This window comes from Anaerolineae bacterium, assembly GCA_035529315.1.
Lineage (GTDB): Bacteria > Desulfobacterota > Desulfobacteria > Desulfobacterales > ETH-SRB1 > Desulfaltia.
Genome location: DATKWZ010000016.1, coordinates 18720 through 36001 on the forward strand (window position 1 = coordinate 18720; position 17282 = coordinate 36001).

Annotated in this window: 14 protein-coding genes and 2 pseudogenes; 10 read left to right on the forward strand and 6 right to left on the reverse strand. The window is 43.3% G+C overall.

Going from position 1 to position 17282, the window contains the following annotated elements:
• The first annotated feature begins 202 nt into the window (after positions 1 to 202).
• The gene (locus VMW78_03180; protein ID HUV50011.1) at positions 203 to 4147 is read left to right on the forward strand and encodes a class I adenylate cyclase; all 3945 of its coding nucleotides are present in this window, start codon (positions 203 to 205) and stop codon (positions 4145 to 4147) included.
• A gap of 85 nt (positions 4148 to 4232) precedes the next feature.
• Here VMW78_03180 and VMW78_03185 read toward each other — a convergent pair whose 3' ends face one another.
• Complete coding sequence (locus VMW78_03185; GenBank protein HUV50012.1) at positions 4233 to 4394, reverse strand: hypothetical protein; 162 nt, start codon at positions 4392 to 4394, stop codon at positions 4233 to 4235.
• 459 nt (positions 4395 to 4853) lie between these two features.
• Here VMW78_03185 and VMW78_03190 point away from each other — a divergent pair.
• The 4 genes and pseudogenes from VMW78_03190 (at position 4854) to VMW78_03205 (ending at position 6444) form a co-directional block, all read left to right on the forward strand.
• A pseudogene (locus VMW78_03190) lies at positions 4854 to 5131 on the forward strand (type II toxin-antitoxin system RelE/ParE family toxin).
• 12 nt (positions 5132 to 5143) lie between these two features.
• Positions 5144 to 5464, forward strand: coding sequence for a HigA family addiction module antitoxin (locus VMW78_03195; GenBank protein ID HUV50013.1), 321 nt, complete (start codon positions 5144 to 5146; stop codon positions 5462 to 5464).
• Between the two features lie 143 nt (positions 5465 to 5607).
• Positions 5608 to 6147, forward strand: a complete 540-nt coding sequence (locus VMW78_03200; protein ID HUV50014.1) for an SH3 domain-containing protein — start codon at positions 5608 to 5610, stop codon at positions 6145 to 6147.
• Between the two features lie 177 nt (positions 6148 to 6324).
• Positions 6325 to 6444 (forward strand): annotated as a pseudogene (locus tag VMW78_03205) (transposase).
• 3 nt (positions 6445 to 6447) lie between these two features.
• Here VMW78_03205 and VMW78_03210 read toward each other — a convergent pair.
• Entirely contained in the window at positions 6448 to 6654 is a 207-nt protein-coding gene (locus tag VMW78_03210) for a hypothetical protein (protein ID HUV50015.1), read from the reverse strand.
• A gap of 649 nt (positions 6655 to 7303) precedes the next feature.
• Between VMW78_03210 and VMW78_03215 the strand changes: the two genes are divergently transcribed.
• The 5 genes from VMW78_03215 (at position 7304) to VMW78_03235 (ending at position 11779) form a co-directional block, all read left to right on the forward strand.
• Complete coding sequence (locus VMW78_03215) at positions 7304 to 8365, forward strand: DUF6781 family protein (GenBank protein ID HUV50016.1); 1062 nt, start codon at positions 7304 to 7306, stop codon at positions 8363 to 8365.
• Between the two features lie 368 nt (positions 8366 to 8733).
• A complete protein-coding gene (locus VMW78_03220; protein ID HUV50017.1) occupies positions 8734 to 9183 on the forward strand; it encodes a hypothetical protein in 450 nt (149 codons plus the stop codon).
• Positions 9184 to 9379: 196 nt separating this feature from the next.
• Complete coding sequence (locus VMW78_03225) at positions 9380 to 9832, forward strand: DsrE/DsrF/DrsH-like family protein (protein ID HUV50018.1); 453 nt, start codon at positions 9380 to 9382, stop codon at positions 9830 to 9832.
• Between the two features lie 218 nt (positions 9833 to 10050).
• On the forward strand, positions 10051 to 10929 hold the full coding sequence (locus VMW78_03230; GenBank protein ID HUV50019.1) for a carbonic anhydrase: 879 nt from the start codon (positions 10051 to 10053) through the stop codon (positions 10927 to 10929).
• A 115-nt stretch (positions 10930 to 11044) separates the two neighbouring features.
• On the forward strand, positions 11045 to 11779 hold the full coding sequence (locus VMW78_03235; protein ID HUV50020.1) for an NYN domain-containing protein: 735 nt from the start codon (positions 11045 to 11047) through the stop codon (positions 11777 to 11779).
• 27 nt (positions 11780 to 11806) lie between these two features.
• Here the strand turns inward: VMW78_03235 and VMW78_03240 are convergent, their stop codons facing one another.
• From VMW78_03240 to hemW, 4 genes are all read right to left on the reverse strand, one after another.
• The gene (locus VMW78_03240; GenBank protein HUV50021.1) at positions 11807 to 14485 is read right to left on the reverse strand and encodes a cation-transporting P-type ATPase; all 2679 of its coding nucleotides are present in this window, start codon (positions 14483 to 14485) and stop codon (positions 11807 to 11809) included.
• Entirely contained in the window at positions 14482 to 15318 is an 837-nt protein-coding gene (locus tag VMW78_03245) for a universal stress protein (protein HUV50022.1), read from the reverse strand. Before VMW78_03245 ends, VMW78_03240 begins: the two co-directional genes overlap by 4 nt.
• 79 nt (positions 15319 to 15397) lie before the next feature.
• Positions 15398 to 15664, reverse strand: a complete 267-nt coding sequence (locus VMW78_03250) for a hypothetical protein (GenBank protein HUV50023.1) — start codon at positions 15662 to 15664, stop codon at positions 15398 to 15400.
• A 305-nt stretch (positions 15665 to 15969) separates the two neighbouring features.
• Entirely contained in the window at positions 15970 to 17133 is a 1164-nt protein-coding gene (gene hemW, locus VMW78_03255; protein ID HUV50024.1) for a radical SAM family heme chaperone HemW, read from the reverse strand.
• Positions 17134 to 17282: the final 149 nt, after the last annotated feature.

Sequence of the window (17282 nt, forward strand, 5' to 3'; positions counted from 1 at the left end):
GCGCTCGCTATTGCGGTTCAAATTCAAGCGCTTTGGCGGACTTTCGCGAGACCATCAAAATTAAAAGTTGTTTTTTCAACTGATTCGTGAAAATCTATTTTTTTACTGAATATATCGGCACAGGCAAAAGAGTACAACGCCTTGTTTTTTAAGGTTTTTGTCAGGGAAAGGTTTTTGGAAAATAATTTTGAAATAGCAAGTCATGAACAAAAGAAAATCTGAAATCAACTTCAAAGAGATGTTCCCCCTCCTGAATAGCAACGCCCCCCAAGATGAAAAAACAGCAGAAGAACTGAGTTCATCTTTTTTTCAGGCCTTTGAGGAGCAATGGAAAAGGGCAAACGCCAAACTAAAGCGGAAGATGATCCTTTTCGCGGGAGGCTTGCCGGTTGAAAACGGATTGCGTCCTGTCTTGCTCGGGCTAAAAGACTTTGTTGGGGATGTAAGGAAAGAGGCGCAAACGGCCATTGAACGGCTTTTCAAACAAACGGTCTTTGGGGGGGATACAGGTTTGAGCCTTTTGCCTGATGTTGTAAAAAGGTCAGCGTACTTTGCGTTCATTATATACAAAGAGATGAAGGCCAGCACCATCAATCTCGAGTTGGTGGCTTTCTTGTTTCAAACGCTGTTGAAAATGGGCGGAAGGGGGTCTTTTCTCAGTTGGAAATTCTTCAACCAGGGCATGGTCCCTCACAATATGCTTGTTGGAACGATCAAGAAGTTCCCCGAAAAACTACGGTTGATTTTCGTCTTTCAATATACGCTGGATAATATTTCCGTTCGCCGAAATCATAAGGCGTTGCCAAGACTCCTTTTAAACAATATCAATGATCGAAACACGGTTATTGATATTTTAGCAGATCTTTTCGACCAGGGAGTTTTCCTGGATGCTGCTTTTGAGGATTTGTGCCAAAGACTTAAAATCGGCAAAACCGTAACACAAACAGAATTACAGGCCGACAATCAGGAAACAAAGGTCAAAGGGTTGAAGGTAATAGGGTACCTGGAAGAACTGCCCGGTTATTATTCCTGCCTGCCGCTGCTTTCTTCGGACGAGCACAAAAGTGTTCGCGTTGAGTGCCTGAAAATGCTCGCCAGGGCGAACGCAAAGAAAGATCAGAAAATTATCCAGGCTGTTTATAAGTTGTTGGATGACAAGGATCAGGACGTGGCGCTCCATGCCCTTAAGTCCCTTGTTTCATTGAAAGCAATCGGCCTTTCGAAGGCTGCGCCCCTCCTCTTTGAAAAATATCCTTCCGAGAGGTCTTATCTTTGCGATTGCCTGAGCAAGTTGGAATTTCCTGAACTCAAAGCCGTTTTAGATGCCTTGCCACCTGATCAAAGCATTGAGTCAAAGGCGACTATTTCCCGCAAGATTGTTAAAAACAACCCTGACAAACTGATCTTCTTTTTGAATCAGTATACAAAAAACTCGAATGATAAAATTCAAAACAAGGCATTAAAACTCCTTGCCACGATTGATTCAATAAAGAAAAAAGAGCTTGACGAAGCATCGGAAGACAACACTCGGGTCAGCTTCCCGTTAGGCAAGGTCAAGAAGGGGTTTTTTGAGAGGATAACAGGAGGATGGCAGCGAAAGGCTCTAAAACAGCTTTTAAATCGCGAGCCTGTCAAAGACGCTGACTTTCAAGGAGAGGTCTTTTCAAATGTCAATCTTAAAGGTGTTAATCTTCAAAACGTTAATTTTGACCGGGCCTCATTTTCCAATGTGAACCTTTCTTATGCGAATCTTCAGTCTGTAACGTTCAAAGGGGCTCATTTTGAAAACGTCAGCATAGAAAACTCCATGCTTGATTCTGTATCATTTGAAAGCGCTGTCTTAAAAGGGGTAAGCGCGGCAAGAACCCAGCTTAGGTCCTGCAATTTAGGCAATTCGTGGATATATGGCTCGTCTTTTGATTCTGCTGACTTGACAGGTTCGTATTTTGGCAATGCAAAGATAACAAAAACCGATTTTTCCGGATCAAATCTTACCGAAACCTACTTTGTCGGCGCCAGTCTTTCACGGGTTGCTTTCAACTATGCCATTCTGGATCTGTCCGATTTTTCACTGGTCAATGCAAAGATGTGTGACTTTTTAGGTGTTGATTTTACGGCCGTAACCAGTGTCCTTGCTGATTTAAATGCTCGTTCAGTCTTGTTTGAGGATATAAAGATTCCTGCTTTGTTTTTTGAAGATGATCCTGACGGGTCTATCGGTTTTAATCTTCTCATCATTAGCCAGGAAATAGAAAGACTCCGCGAACGATTCCTTGAATTCAATCGCAGGAGAACAGAGCTCGCACTGGACACCTTTTCCCCTGAGGGCGGCGATCTGTTTGAACTGATACCCTTTGTGGTTGATTCAAGTTTGGCTTTGCTGCCTGTTGAGAATCCGACCCAAAAAGCGCCGGCAGGAATATTCGGATACCACCCTAATCCCAGGACCCTGCGGCTCGCAAAGAAATACTTAATTGTAGATGATTCCAGAATAAGTCTTGATAAAAAGGCTAACATAGAGGGGCTGTTTACTATCGGCAGCACAGGAACCATTGCCCAGTCCGTTGACTCTGATATAGACTATTGGGTCTGTGTAGAAAAAGACGAACTCGGAGATGAAGGCTGCGAACTGCTCCAGGCAAAACTTCAGGCGATTGAAGAATGGGCATTCAAAGTATTTCACGTTGAAATCCATTTTTTTCTGGTCGACCTTCCCAGCGTACGCGAGAATAGTTTCGGTGGAAGTGATCACGAGAGTTCCGGGTCAGCGCAAGGAAAGATCCTGAAAGAAGAGTTCTATAGAACCATGCTCTTTGTGGCAGGCAAGCTCCCCTTGTGGTGCGCTACCCCTCAATGGCTTAACGACAACCACCATGAGTACCTTGTTGAATTGGCGCCGCGGTTATATAAAGATTATGTTGACATGGGGACCATCTCGTCCATTCCAAAAGGAGAGTACTTTGGAGCGTCAATATGGCAGATTTTTAAGAGCCTCAAAAGCCCCTACAAATCGGTTATAAAGATGTCACTTCTGGACAAATATATTCAGGAGGAAGGGCGTAGCGTACTGTTATGCGACCGGCTCAAGTCGGGCTGGTCACTTGGCAGGTCAGACTTGAGGTCTCTTGATCCTTATGTGTTGCTCTTTGAAGAAGTCCTGGAATATTGTCAACGAACAGAGCAAAAGGATCCGGAGTCTTTGCTGAAAATTTGTTTTTTTCTGAAACTCGGTATCCAGTCTATCTCCGCCCTGGATAATTTAGTCATAAGGGTGCGGAAGAAAGTGGTCCAGGGCTACATTGACGCCTGGGGCTGGGATGAGAAGCGTGTTCAGGATTTAGGGCGATTTAAGGAATGGGACTTTGACAAGATATTTCAACTAAGCTCTAAAATCAATCATTACATGATAGAAACTTACAAGAGATCAAGTCGTATTCTGAAGGATACAGAAGATCGAAACACAATAATCACTCAGCGGGACCTGACGATTCTGGGGCGTAAGATGTTCGTTCAATTTTCCAGGCAGCCTCACAAGGTGGAAAAGCTTCCCCTTGTAGCGAGCGGCAAGTCTTTATTTCAGCGGCTGAAACTGCAATACTCCCAACCACACGGGGAGAACGCAACCTGGAACTTATACCACCCAAAGACAACAACGGAGAAAAAAGGAAATAATGACCAATTATTGAAAAAAACGGCACGGATAGAAGAGATTGCAATATGGCTGGTTCATAATGGGCTTTATTCGTCCACTACTTCGATAGAACTTATGCCAAACCCAACTCCAATTTCGATCCAGGACTTTCTTGACCTTCTTAAAAACCTGCTCCGGGTTTTCCCGTCTGCGGAAGCCGACCCGATTGCTCCCGAAGCCCTTCTGAAAAATGCTCAACCACGCAAACTCCTTATAGCGGTTAATTTTAACTTAGATCGAAATTTGAAAAGAATCCATGAATATACAGTATTCTATATGACCAGTTGGGGAGAGGTGTTTTGCAGGTTTTTTCGTGACAAACAAGGGGATGCTTCCCTGAAAGACGTCCTGAAAAAGGTAGAGAAACAACTTGAGCTTAAAGTTTCTTCCAGTCGGGTATCCTTTTTCATACCGGAAGAAGCCCGCAAAAGCTTCAACCGTGGAATCATTCTTTAATCCAATCATAACGGACAGGCCGGGCCCGCTGTCGATTCCCTACTTTTCTTCTTTATCTCCGGTTTCCTGCCAAACGGACAGACTTTTATACAAATTCCACATATCGGTGATCAGGTATTTTTGCGAATTCATTTGTAAGCTTTCCTACGCATTTATGAAAATACAGGGTTTCAGCCCTGTTCTTGTAACGATCTTTTGTAGTTACGCCCTTTATCGCTCCGACCGGACATGCATCATGACACAACATACATTTTCCACAGCCCAAGTCCCTAATCCTCTCTGAATAGAAAAAGTCGTCACTCCAAAAGACTGGATAGCGCTGATGGTTAGCGCTTCCGCTTTACTACATGTCACTTCGTGTCACTACGTGCCCGGCTTGTCTGCCACAGGCACGGCTGGAGTTTATCCCGCATTTGATGCGGGACCGGAATGATGAGAACCGGTATTTCCCGACTTTTTACGAATCCATCATAGACAACTCATCGAAAAGATAATAAATTGACTTGGAAGTTTACATAATATATATTGCTTTAGATTAATTTTGGTCTGTTTTTTGAACCTCAAGCAGGAGGATCACGTGACCAGCCATAATATTACAAAAAAATAAAGCCCCATTTCTTCAGTCATATGAAGGATGGGGCTTTTCGCTTTACAGAGTAAATTTTATATTGACGGATGTAACTTCACGGGTTACATTTTTTATGTTATGATAAAATCGTTTAAGCATAAAGGCTTGGAGGATTTTTTTTATACAGGTAGCAAGAGAGGAATTAAGACTGAATATGCCAATAGGCTTGAACGAATCCTTGATCGGCTTAATTCCGCAAGTGAAATAAAAGATATGAATTACCCAGGTTCTTTCCTCCACCAGTTGAGCGGAAATAAAAGGGCCTTCATTCAGTAAAAGTATCCGGCAATTGGCGTATATTCTTTAAATTTATGGATGGTGACGCCTATATTGTCGATTATGACGATTACCATTAGGAGATTAAAACAATGCTAAAAATGATAAGACGCCCAACACATCCGGGCAATATAATAAAAGAAGACTATCTTTTACCCCTATCCATTACAATCAAGGATATGGCTGCAAATCTTGGTGTTTCAAGGAAAACATTATCAAAGATCATTAATGAAAGAGGGGCAATCACACCAGATATGGCTTTGCGCTTATCCCGTGCGTTCGATACTACTCCAGATTTATGGCTTAATTTGCAGAAAAACTATGATTTATGGGAAGCAGAAACGAAATCACAGGAATGGAAAAAGGTAAAACCATTCCCTCAGCATATGCTCTGTCATAATCCATCGTTTTAACAGCTAACACACATATATGAGCATTTCAGCGGACGTGGTGATCCGCGCCACTAATTGGTGATTAGTGATAACTCATCGAAAAGATAACAAATCAACTTGGATGTTTACATAATATATATTGTTTTAGACGGCTTGGAGAAGATATGAAAAGATTCAAACTATTCATTCCTGTGATTTTAACACTGTGTTTAATGGGGCAAACCGTTTGGGCCCAAAAGGCTTACGTTACAGATGAGTTTAGAATCAGCCTTCGTAGAGGACCAAGCATTGAAAACAAAATCCTGAAATTTCTTCCCTCGGGTCAGGCAGTAGAAGTCTCAGAATCTCAAGAGGGTTGGTGTCGCATTACCGTCTCCGAAGGCGAGAATAGCAACTTCCAGGGATGGGTCCTTAGCCGTTACCTTATTTCACGTCTACCATGGGAAATTCAGGCTAAGTCTTTGATAAAGGAAAATGCTCTGCTCAAGGAAAGACTGGTCAGTATTGAAAAAAAACAGGCGGTAACAACCCGTCTGGAACAGGATTTAACCAACGCTATTAATACCTTGACAAAGGAAAATAAGGACTTGAGGTCTTCGAAAAGAACTAAATGGCTTACTATCGGCGCTTTGGTTCTACTCTGTGGCTTAATAATAGGCCTGATATTAGGGGGGCAACAGAAAAGACGTCGTATATATAATTAGTTAATGTCCATCCAGAAATAGCATCTTTTGCCCCGAGGCAGCGTTCTCCGCGGGTTTCCGTCCTCGACGTAGCGCTGCTACGCCTGTGGCAAAAACCCTCTTGTAAAGGGGGACTAAAGGGTAACGATCTTAAGTTTATAAGTTTCTCATGCCTTCGTTGTTTTTTTGTGCTGTTGGGTGCGTGCAGGGGTTGTCAGCCATCCATCAGAATGGAATTTGGGTGGGTATAATGAAATTCAGGAGCCTCGTCAACGATATGCTTTAATAGATTATCAGCGCTTAATGGATCTATTGCATATTTCAACTTCTTCTTCGTTCCCTTAAGCCACGCCGATCGTTCTTTACAGAGAGAAAAACAAAGATCCCTTCTCTTACGCTTTTCCGGCGATCATCCCTGTTTTTCCGCAGATCCTTGCGAAAACCATTTCTCTTTGCGACATAAGCATTAAGCCCTTTTTTAGAGGTATCCATTTTAACTGGTGCTGTATTTCCTATTATAATATCCATGAGTAATCTCCTTAAAATCCTTGCGCAGCCTTGTCCCTGAATAAAATTTACTAAAAAGGCTTTAATGTTTTAATCGGTATTAAGTATTAAATACTTTAATCACCAATTTTTGTCATCTTGTTTACCACAAAAGGGAAAAGGTGTTTTTGTGATGTAAAATACCTTTTTAAGGTAAAAAGTGTATAAGAGGATGGCAAGAGCAAAAAGACATTACCTTCCAGGACACGTATGGCACATCACGCATTGTGGAATCGGGGGGTGCATATCATCAAACGCAGGCTGCTTATGGCAAAAAAGACAAAGGATAGAGTGGACTCATCGAAAAGATAATAAATTGACTTGGATGTTTACATGATATATATTGTTTTAAATTAATTTCGGTCTGTTTTTTGAACCTCAAACCGGAGGATCACGTGACCAGCCATGGTATTAAAAAAATGAAGCCCCATTTCTTCAGAAATATGAAGGATGGGGCTTTTTGCTTATGCAGGCCTGGATCTGGAACCATGAACTAAAAAAAAGATTTAGCTGTTCTATTTTTGATAATACAAACTTATAAACTGAAGAGCATCCCGTAAGTACACATAGAATATAAACTTAGTGCCTTTTGAGAGCAAACACCAACATCAATCTTAAGGAGGTAGAGATCATGTCGGAAAGTCAGATGAAAGATCGTATTGCAGAGGAGTTAAAGAAGGCTAAAGAGGCTGGACAGATCACTACGGAAAAGGTGCGTGAGATTGTCAGGGAAGCGGTATCTGATGCCGTGGCCGAAACCAGGGGCAGTGTTGAGGCGCTTCGCCCTGTTGTTAAGGATGCTGTAGCTGCGGCCGTGGATAGTTTGAAGGATGCCGGAGAGGCAAAAGAGACCGTAGAAGGTGCTGTAGAAGGTGCCATTGCCGGCGTTCGCAGCCACGGAGATCATGCAGTGGAGGCTACCCGGAACGAACTCCGGAAACTCGAAAAACGGCTCGAAGATGAGAAGACGGAGCTGGCGCAAAGTCTCAGAAAAGGCATTGAAGGGGCAAAAGAGGCAGGGGCTGCATTGCCCAAAGATATCAGAGAGAGGGTTGAATCTGCTGTATCCGACATTAAACTGAAAAGTACGGAACTGTTGGGTTTGACCAGACAGACTATTAAAGAAGCAGTCAAACACACCATTGAGTCCGGCAAAGATGTCAAAGAAACTGTTGCTAAGATTACCAGAGATGCCGCGGAAAGAGCTCTGAAAGAAGGCCGGTTCAGTGCGGACAGAGTGAAGAGAATTGCCGAAAAAGTCATGTCCGGCGCGGTGGAAGCCGCCGAGGAGACCGGCAAAGAGATTAAGAATGTTGCTGTTGGCACTTTTGAAGGGGTTCAGAAAGGGATCGCAACAGGAATAGAATCTGTTGGAGATAAGACAAAGGCATTTGTCCGTGAGGACATTGCCCGGACAAAGGAAGATTTTGAGGCGATCGAGAGCCTTTTCATTGAGACTACCCGCAAAGTAGCCCAACGTTCGGGAGATGTGGCAAAGGACGTATTGAATGATCTTGCCGATAAGACCAAAAAAACAACAAAATCAACCACGGAAGCTGTCGGCAAAGCAGCCCATATTATGGCCGAAGAAGCAAAGGAACTCGGGAAAAGGTCTGTAGCTGTGGCAAAGGGAGCTATCTCCGGCATGTGGAAGGGAGCAAAAGAGGCTATTAAAAAAGAGAAGGAGGAATAAATGCTTAACCGCTGGAAAAAGCTCAGGTAAAGCCCTTATAATCGGCTCCACATTAATCGTTCTTTCCAAGACACCGCGTTTCCTGTTCCGCATCCCTCTCGTCGGCATCATCGGCTTCCTGGCAGCCGCACTTATGGAGGGAGTTTCGTTCCTTGATAAATTAATATATGTAACTGGTCGGGTATGCGACAAGGCTTGGTCTGATCGACGTGGGCCACTGGAAAGGCTAACCTGCTTATGATAAATTCCTGCCTCCCGGTGAATTCCCTCATAAAAATGAGCCCCTCCCTCTATTTACAAATCAGATTCAGTCAAGTAGAAAGAGTTTCGGGACATCCTATATATACATGCAGGATAAAGGAGGCAATATGGCAACATTAGGGCACATCATGAAGCAAAAGATTGGTATCTGGATCGATCACAAGGAGGCAATTTTGGTTTCGATAGAAGGCGACCAAACAACGATTGAGCGTATCGAGTCAGGCGCCGAAAGCCACTTTCGTCCATCAGGCGGATGGAAGGCGAGTGGCACTTACGTGGCTCAGTCAATATCAAAAGAGCAAAAAGCGGATGAGCGCCGCAAACACCAGTTTCATGACTTCTATCAGATGATAATTAAAAAGGTCGGCAAAGCCAACAATATCTTCATCTTTGGTCCTGGTAAAGCGAAACTTGAACTGGCAAAAGAAATTGAGAAAATAAAAAGCCGGCACGACAGGATTGCAGCAGTCGAAACCTCCGACAGGTTAACCGAAAACCAAATAGTTGCAAAGGTGAAATCCTTTTTTTTAGCGTCAGAGAATCAGAACTTACCATAGGCTGAACGATAGCAATTTGAGACGAGAGGAAATTGACGCGGAACAACGCCATGCACTCAGACAGGAAGACATAAAGATTAAAAGTTAAATTATCCAGCGTCGCTATAAATTATATTGATTTATAAGGTGGCCAAAATGGAGCGGAATGGGTGGCCAAAATCAAGCGGAATATCTATAGGACAAAAGGAGGAAAGAAATGGATGAAATTCAGGGTCAAAAAAATGCTGCTGCTTTTATTACATCCAAAGACACTCTTGATGGAGTCTATCCGGGACTCATATTAGCAATAAACGCAAGACGGTTAGGTATGGAGTCTACAGTGTTTTATACTTTTATGGGAATAAACGTTATCCGAAAAGGCTGGATAGATAAAGCCAAATTCCAGCCTCCGGGATTCATGGGCGCTATCCCAGGGATGTCGGCCGTTGCCACATGGATGATGAAGGAAAAAATGGAAAAAGCGAATATTCCTCCTCTTTCCGACCTTCAGGAAGTAGCTCAAGTCGAAGGTGTGAAGTTTGTTGCTTGCAAGATGACTGTAGATATGATGCAATTTTCAGAAAAAGACTTCATAGATGGAGTTATAATCCAAACAGCTGAAAAATTTTTGAAATATGCTAAGGATTGTAAAATATTACTATATACTTAGTCGCTGGTAAATTTTAAGTTGCAATTTCCAAATGATTGGAACGAAAAAGATATTCTTGAGGAAATTAAGGGCTAATTTCTTGACAATATATCTGCCAAAATATATGTGAAAAGTTTTAAATGTTATGCCTCTATAGGAGAGGATGTAAAGATCTGGTTCGAAAATTTTGGTCTGGCCTTATAAAGATTAAACATTTTTTTTAAAAAAAAGGGGGGAGAATGAATCGTTTTATCAAACCAATTATTGCTGCTATTTTTATTTTTTCATTGATAATGTTTCCTGTAGCTTGTGGTGGGGACGACGCAGAGAAAAATAAAGCTCCTGCTAAAAAGGCAGAGGCAAAGCCTGCTGTAAAACATGAGGCGGCAATGGAAAAAGCAAAACCAAGCCCTGACAAAGCCATTGAAATGCTCAAGGCAGGTAACTCCAGATTTATTGACGGAATCCCAAATCATCCTCACATCAATCGCGCCCGTCTAATTCAGGCTGGAAAAGAAAATCAGGGGGATCATGCTTATGCTACGGTTATTACTTGCTCAGACTCACGTGTACCTGTTGAGTTAATTTTTGATGCAGGCGTAATGGATATATTTGTTATCAGGGTCGCTGGTAATGTTTGTGATACAGACGAGGTCGGATCAATTGAATATGGTTTAGCACATGTTAATACTCCGGTTTTGGTTGTTCTTGGCCATACCCAGTGTGGAGCCGTTACCGCCGTTACTAATGCTGTCCATGGAACAGGACACGCCCTGGAAAGAAATATTCCGCCTCTTGTTGACAATATTCAGCCCGCAGTGAAAATTGCAATGTCTAAACACGCTGATGTAAAAGGGGATGCAATTATCCCATATGCTATTGAAGAAAATGTGTGGGTGGGAATTGAAGACCTCTTCATGGCAAGCCCTGCAAGCAGAGATCTTGTAAAGAGTGGAAAAACAAAAGTAATTGGCGCTATTTATGATGTAGGCGCAGGTGTTATTAATTGGCTGCCGGAAAGTAAAACAATGGATATCCTGAAAAAGGTTGAGGCAAATCCTGATCGAGCTATGAACGCTATGGCCGGCAACGGTAAACAAGGTGGTGGTTCTCATTAAAAACTGCGCTGCATCACTTAGATATAGAGCTGTAAGGCAGTGTCAGCAATGGCTCTGCCTTTTTTATTTTAGAATAACAGAACCACGACTTTCTTTTTTGGAGGACTAAAAAGCTATGGAAAAAACCGAAAAGTTAGCAGTTCTTATAGACGCGGATAATGCTCAACCAAGTATTGTGGATAGCTTACTGTCAGAGATAGCAAATTACGGAATAGCCAGCGTCAAAAGAATCTATGGCGATTGGACCTCGGCCGGCCTGAAAGGATGGAAAGATGTTCTATTGCAATATTCTATTCAGCCGATGCAGCAATTTGCGTATACAAAAGGAAAAAATGCAACTGATAGCGCAATGATTATTGATGCAATGGACTTATTGTACACCAACAACTTTAACGGATTCTGCATAGTATCGAGTGATAGTGATTTTACCAAGCTGGCGTCAAGAATTAGAGAATCAGGATTATTGGTGTATGGCTTTGGAGAGCAAAAGACCCCTTCTGCTTTTGTTTCAGCTTGTGACAAATTTATTTACACAGAGGTCCTTCGCGCGAAGACCGATGAAAGTAAAGCGATTGTCAAAAAATCCAGTGGGGAGTTAAAACAGGATACAAAACTGGTAAGCCTGATACGTAATGCAGTGGAATCGTCCTCCGATGAAAGCGGGTGGGCTCATCTTGCATCTGTCGGCAGTAATATTGCGAAACAATCACCTGAGTTTGATCCACGTAATTACGGGTATGGAAAGTTGGGTGAGCTGGTTTCTGCAACAAAGCTTTTTGACATGGAAGAAAGACAAATAGGCAACACCAATTCAAAGGCCCTTTATGTTCGTGACAAGCGTAAAAAATAGATTTAAGGCTAAAATATTACTAAGATTCTAATAGCGTTGCACAACTTTTTTGCGAATAAAATCCAGTCCAAAAATCAGAGGAATGCCGAGCCAGGCAAGTAAGTAAATCTCTACAGGAACCGGTCCTGTAGCCATGACTTTTTGTGCCGGAGGAAAGTACAGGACTACCCAGGAAAATACAATCTGAATAATAATTCCGAAAAAAATAAGTTTATTCTTAAAGATACCCATGTCCAGTCCTGAACGATAGATAAAACGGCGCCCTATAAGGTTTCCGATCTGCATGAGCAGAATGGTGGACAAGGCAATGCCTGTTGCTGAACGGTAAAGTGCGTTGTTTGAAGCAAGCTCCTGACCGTATTCCCATCCACCTTCTACAAGGACAAGGAAAAACAAAAAGATAGACCACAGAGCCTCGAGTAATCCAAGAAACAGATAGCTGTGCATGATTAGAGGACGTGTAAGAAGCCCCTCGCTTCGGTCCCGTGGAGGCCGACGCATATCCTCGGGATCGGGTGGTTCCTGCCCCAGCCCCATTGATGGAATGATATCCGTTCCCAGATCAATAGACAGTATCTGAATCACCGTAAGGGCCAACGGAACCGGCAGCAAAATATAAATAAGATATGGCAGGATTTCAGGTCCATTGCTCACGAGCACATAATTGGTAAATTTCTTTATATTGCTGTAAATCGCTCGCCCTTCTTCAACTCCTGCTACAATAGAAGCAAAATTATCATCCAACAGGACGATCTGCGCCGACTCCCTGGCCACATCAGTACCTTTTTTTCCCATAGCAACACCAACATCGGCTGCTTTGAGGGCCGGAGCATCGTTCACCCCGTCGCCGGTCATGGCCACTACTTTGTCCATAGCCTTAAGGGCGGCTACGATTTTCATTTTTTGCTCAGGAGTCGTTCGCGCAAAAACCGAAACCCCCTTGCCCAGCGCCTCTATAAGCTGTTCTTGTGTCAATTCCTCTAAAATATCTCCTGTCAGGACTCCCGCCATATTCCGGCCATCCACCACAATTCCGCTTTTCCGAGCAATGGCTAAGGCTGTATCAGGGTGGTCGCCGGTAATCATAATAACATCAATACCGGCATCCTGACACTTTTTAACCGCAGGGGGTACTTCCTTGCGAATGGGGTCCTCGATCCCCATAAAACCGGCAAGGATAAGATCATGCTCCAAGTCCTCCTGTTTGGCATCTGTATAATCCCCTTCCGCAAGTACGCGATAGGCTATGGCAATAACACGTAAACCTGTTGCAGCGACCTTTCTCATTGCCGCCTCAGCCTTTTCAAGAGCCTCTTCATCAACCTTGACCGGCTGTGCCGCCAAGTCCGCTTGCATCTGAGAAATAAACGGGCGAATGGCCACCGAGGCTCCTTTGACTACAAAGAACTTCTGAGAATCCTCCGAAAAGATACCGGCTGATCTTCTTTTATCAACGTCAAAGGCAAAATGTTTTTCGATATTTTTTTCAAAACCAGCAAAATCCCCACCTTTTTTCACATAGGAATCAGCAACTGAGACATCAAGAGGATCTCCTGAAAACCCCTCTTCTGATTTGCGGACTTCGGATGCACTGAGGGCAAGCTTCAGTAGAAAATTCTCTGAGCCCTTATCTTTGAATTTTTCGCAGGCAAGGGCATCTCCCAGGTGTGTAATTGTCAGCTGGTTATGAGTTAGAGTTCCTGTTTTGTCCGTGCAGATCACATGAACCGCACCCAATGCCTCCACGGCTTTCAGTTCTTTTACCAGTACGTTCTTTTTAGCCATCCGCAAGCTGCCGATTGCCAGAGACAGGGTAAACGTGGGCAAAAGACCTTCAGGAACGTTGGCCACGATAATGCCCATCATAAACACCAGGTTTACCCAGAGAGACCTTCCGCTAAAAACTCCATAGAGAAAGAACAAAAACCCCATGCTGACGGCAATAATAGTCAGAATCTTCACCATGCGGCCGGTCTCGTACTCCAGGGGGGATGGGCTTCTTCTGATAGCCTGAGAAAGCTGAGCCAGCTTACCAAACTCTGTTCTGATACCTGTTGCAAAGATGACTGCCTCGCCACTGCCTTTGAAAACAGAGCATCCTGCAAAAACAAGATTTTCGCTTTCCGACATTCGTTTATCTACTGCTGATTCATGGAGGCTCTGTGCCTTGGACTCCCCTGTGAGTGGAGCATTGTTTACCACCAGATCCCCGCTCTTGACCAACCGGCCATCAGCCGCGATACGGTCGCCTTCCGAGACAATAAGCACATCTCCGGGGACAAGATCCTCGGCAAGGATTTCGACATTATTTCCATTACGCCTGACCCAGACACGAGGAGGCAGAAATTTCTTGAGGGCTTCCATTGCTTTTTCTGCGCGATATTCCTGTACAAAACTAAACAATGCGTTTAGGAAAGAGACCCCAAGCAGAGCCCATCCGAGCACATTCATACTTTCGCCGGGCTGGATATTATCGGCGACAAAGCAGATAACAGCAGAAACATTCAAAAGGATGGTAAAAAAATTTGTAAACTGTTTTAAGAGGGAACGAACCCATTTCCATTGATCGCGGACTTCCACAGAGTTCCTGCCGACCTCCAGCAAGCGTTCTTCGACCTCCTGGTCGTTCAAACCCTCTGGTCGGCTTGACAGGTAAGAATAAACTTCATCAGGATTAACATTTTGTATTTGTTTTGCTTTATTCATATTCCACTGTAGATTCCCATATCACAAGGAGTTCCACAGAGAACTCTCTCCAGCGAATCGGCATAAACAGCTCGATTAAGACGTGTGCGCTCTGATGCACCCAGTAGAATCATGCGTGTCTTTAACTTGCTGCCGTGAACCAGGATCTCTCTCGACCAGTCGTTACTTACTACCACACGATAGTCTATCCGAAAGCCGGCAGCTCCGCATCCCTGCTTAATGTCCTGCATAACAGCAGCAAGGTATTTCAACCCTTTTTTGCGTAATTCCTGCATGCGATGCGGAGAGGAATGGAGAAGCTGAAAAGAACTGACATTCATGACCCGAAGGAGATAGATTTCTTCTACTTCAGGCAGAAACAGCTTGAAAAATGGCCAGGCTGATTTAAAACCCCTCGGATGTCCTGCCAGTGGAATTAAGAACTTGCGTGGATTCGCAAGCAAACCCGGCTGTACTACGCGCACAGCCAGTACATTGAATTTGTCGGACTCGATGAGTTTTTCAGAAATGGTTCCAGATAAAAAGGCTTGTCTCTTGGAGCGAATCCGAGTTCCGCACACAACAAAACTCTCTTTGCCGTGAGGAATGGCATTAACAAGCGACTGGAAAACATTCTTCTTTAAAGGAAGGATTTTACTACTTAGCTCTATACCTTGAGCGCTGCATTCTTGCTCAATTTTACCAATCTTTTCGAGAACTTGTACAGGAGAAACACTACCGTCCTGAATGTGGACAAGTGTCAGCGTTTTTTCAGCGGTATGGGCCGCAAGACGGATACCGTAGCGTGATACCCAGTCACCATTAAGCGACCCGTCATAGGCAAGATATATCATATTCTGGTCTCTGTGGTGGGTGGAAAATTATATGTATACGATTTTTAACCCCTGAACAGTGAACGGTTACTTGGCAATCTTAATCCGCCAGAGACACTTTGTCCCCTTTTGCTATATCCTTGGGTTTAACCCATACAATATGCCGCTTATTAATAAAAAGTTCACTGGTGCTCCCTCCTTTTAACTTAACATCTACCAATACAATAAAAGACTTGTCGCTAGCGGTAAAAAGCTCGGAAACCCTTTTTTTTCCTGCGATATTCACCTTGCCCTCCATGATTAAACCATCCACGGTTTTCACACAGATCAACTCGTATATGGGCTTGTATTGTGTTTTTCTCTCCAATTTATCTTCCTCCTTTTTTAATAAACTACCCCTCACCAATAACTCACGCCTGTCTGCGTAGCGAACACCCACAGGCAGGAAAATCTGCGTAATCTGTGGATTAAAATACGTGGATTGCAGCGTAAAACAAAGAGAGTCATAAGTCAAAAAAATCTTTGCACAAAAGACGAACTACAGTTTAAGAAGGTTGGCAGCGTTATTACCGCAAATATTTTCTATTTCATCCTTCGGAAGACCGGGGGACGATTGGGGATGGGGCTTGCGTGGAGCAATCCGGTCAAGTCCGGCATGACGATTTTGGGACTTTATATCAGCAGGGAGGTAATGCTGTCAGCAAACAGCAGCCCCTTGCGTGTAAGCGAGCATCGGTTTTCAGCGGCCCTGATCAACCCGTCTTCTTCAAGATACGCTATCGTTTCGGCAAATATTTTATTAAAGCTTACATCAAATTTTTTATCAAAAATATCTGTTTTAATTCCATCCGTCATTCTCAACCCAAGCGAAATTGCCTCTATCATCTGTTGCTCTTTTGATAAAACCTCCTTTCCATCTATTGAAAGCCTGTTCCCATTGATATCTTTGATATATTTTGTCACGCTGCGGGTGTTCCAGTAACGCACGGGCTCAACAAATGAATGGGCTGAAGGGCCAAGCCCGATATATGGCGCAGACAACCAGTATTTTCTGTTATGCCTTGACATGTTGTCCCTTTTACCTGATTGAAGTAACACAAAATTTGATATCTCATATTGGACATAATTATTTATATTTAAAAATTCTATTGTTGATTCAAACATATCGCCTGCAAGATTTTCAGGCAAAGGACAAAACCTTGCCTCCTGCCGGCCTTTATACATAGGGGTGCCTGATTCATAGGTAAGCATATAGCATGAAAGGTGTTCGGGTCTAAGGTCAACGGCCTTTTGCAAGTCAAAAAGCCATGATTTCATTGTCTGCCCTGGAATGCCGTAAATAAGATCAAGTCCAATATTATCAAAACCAGCCTTTCGAGCCCATTTTACAGCAGGATTTATATGCTTTCCTGAATGAATCCGCCCAAGAAATTTAAGATTTGTCTCCTGAAATGACTGCGCCCCGATATTAATGCGATTTACCCCTACCCTCTTATAACCGATAAAACGCTCTTTATCCACAGCGCCTGGATTTACTTCCATTGTTATCTCAGCATGTTCCAAAATCTTAAAGAAGTGGCAGGCATCCTCAATTATTTTACCAATATCCTCTGGTGTTAAGATCGAAGGGGTTCCTCCTCCAATATAGATCGTGTCAAACACAAAGGGAATATTACCAAGAATGCGCATTTCGAGCATCAGGGCTTTAAGAAATGCTTTCGTAAGGGACAGATCGCTTATTGAATAAAAACCACAATAAGGACATTTCCTTAAGCAAAAAGGGACATGAATATATATGCCTGCAGGTTGGTTCTGATATTGATCATTTTCCGTCATAACGACATATTCTCTCCGAGCTTAAACAACTTGCGGATGTTTAAAATATGGTTTATTGATAATTTGGCAATCGGTTTAAACCACTACCGCTGGAAGTGGTACCATAAGAAGGTTCTACCGTTATAGGAATTAGTCGGTTACAAGTGCCT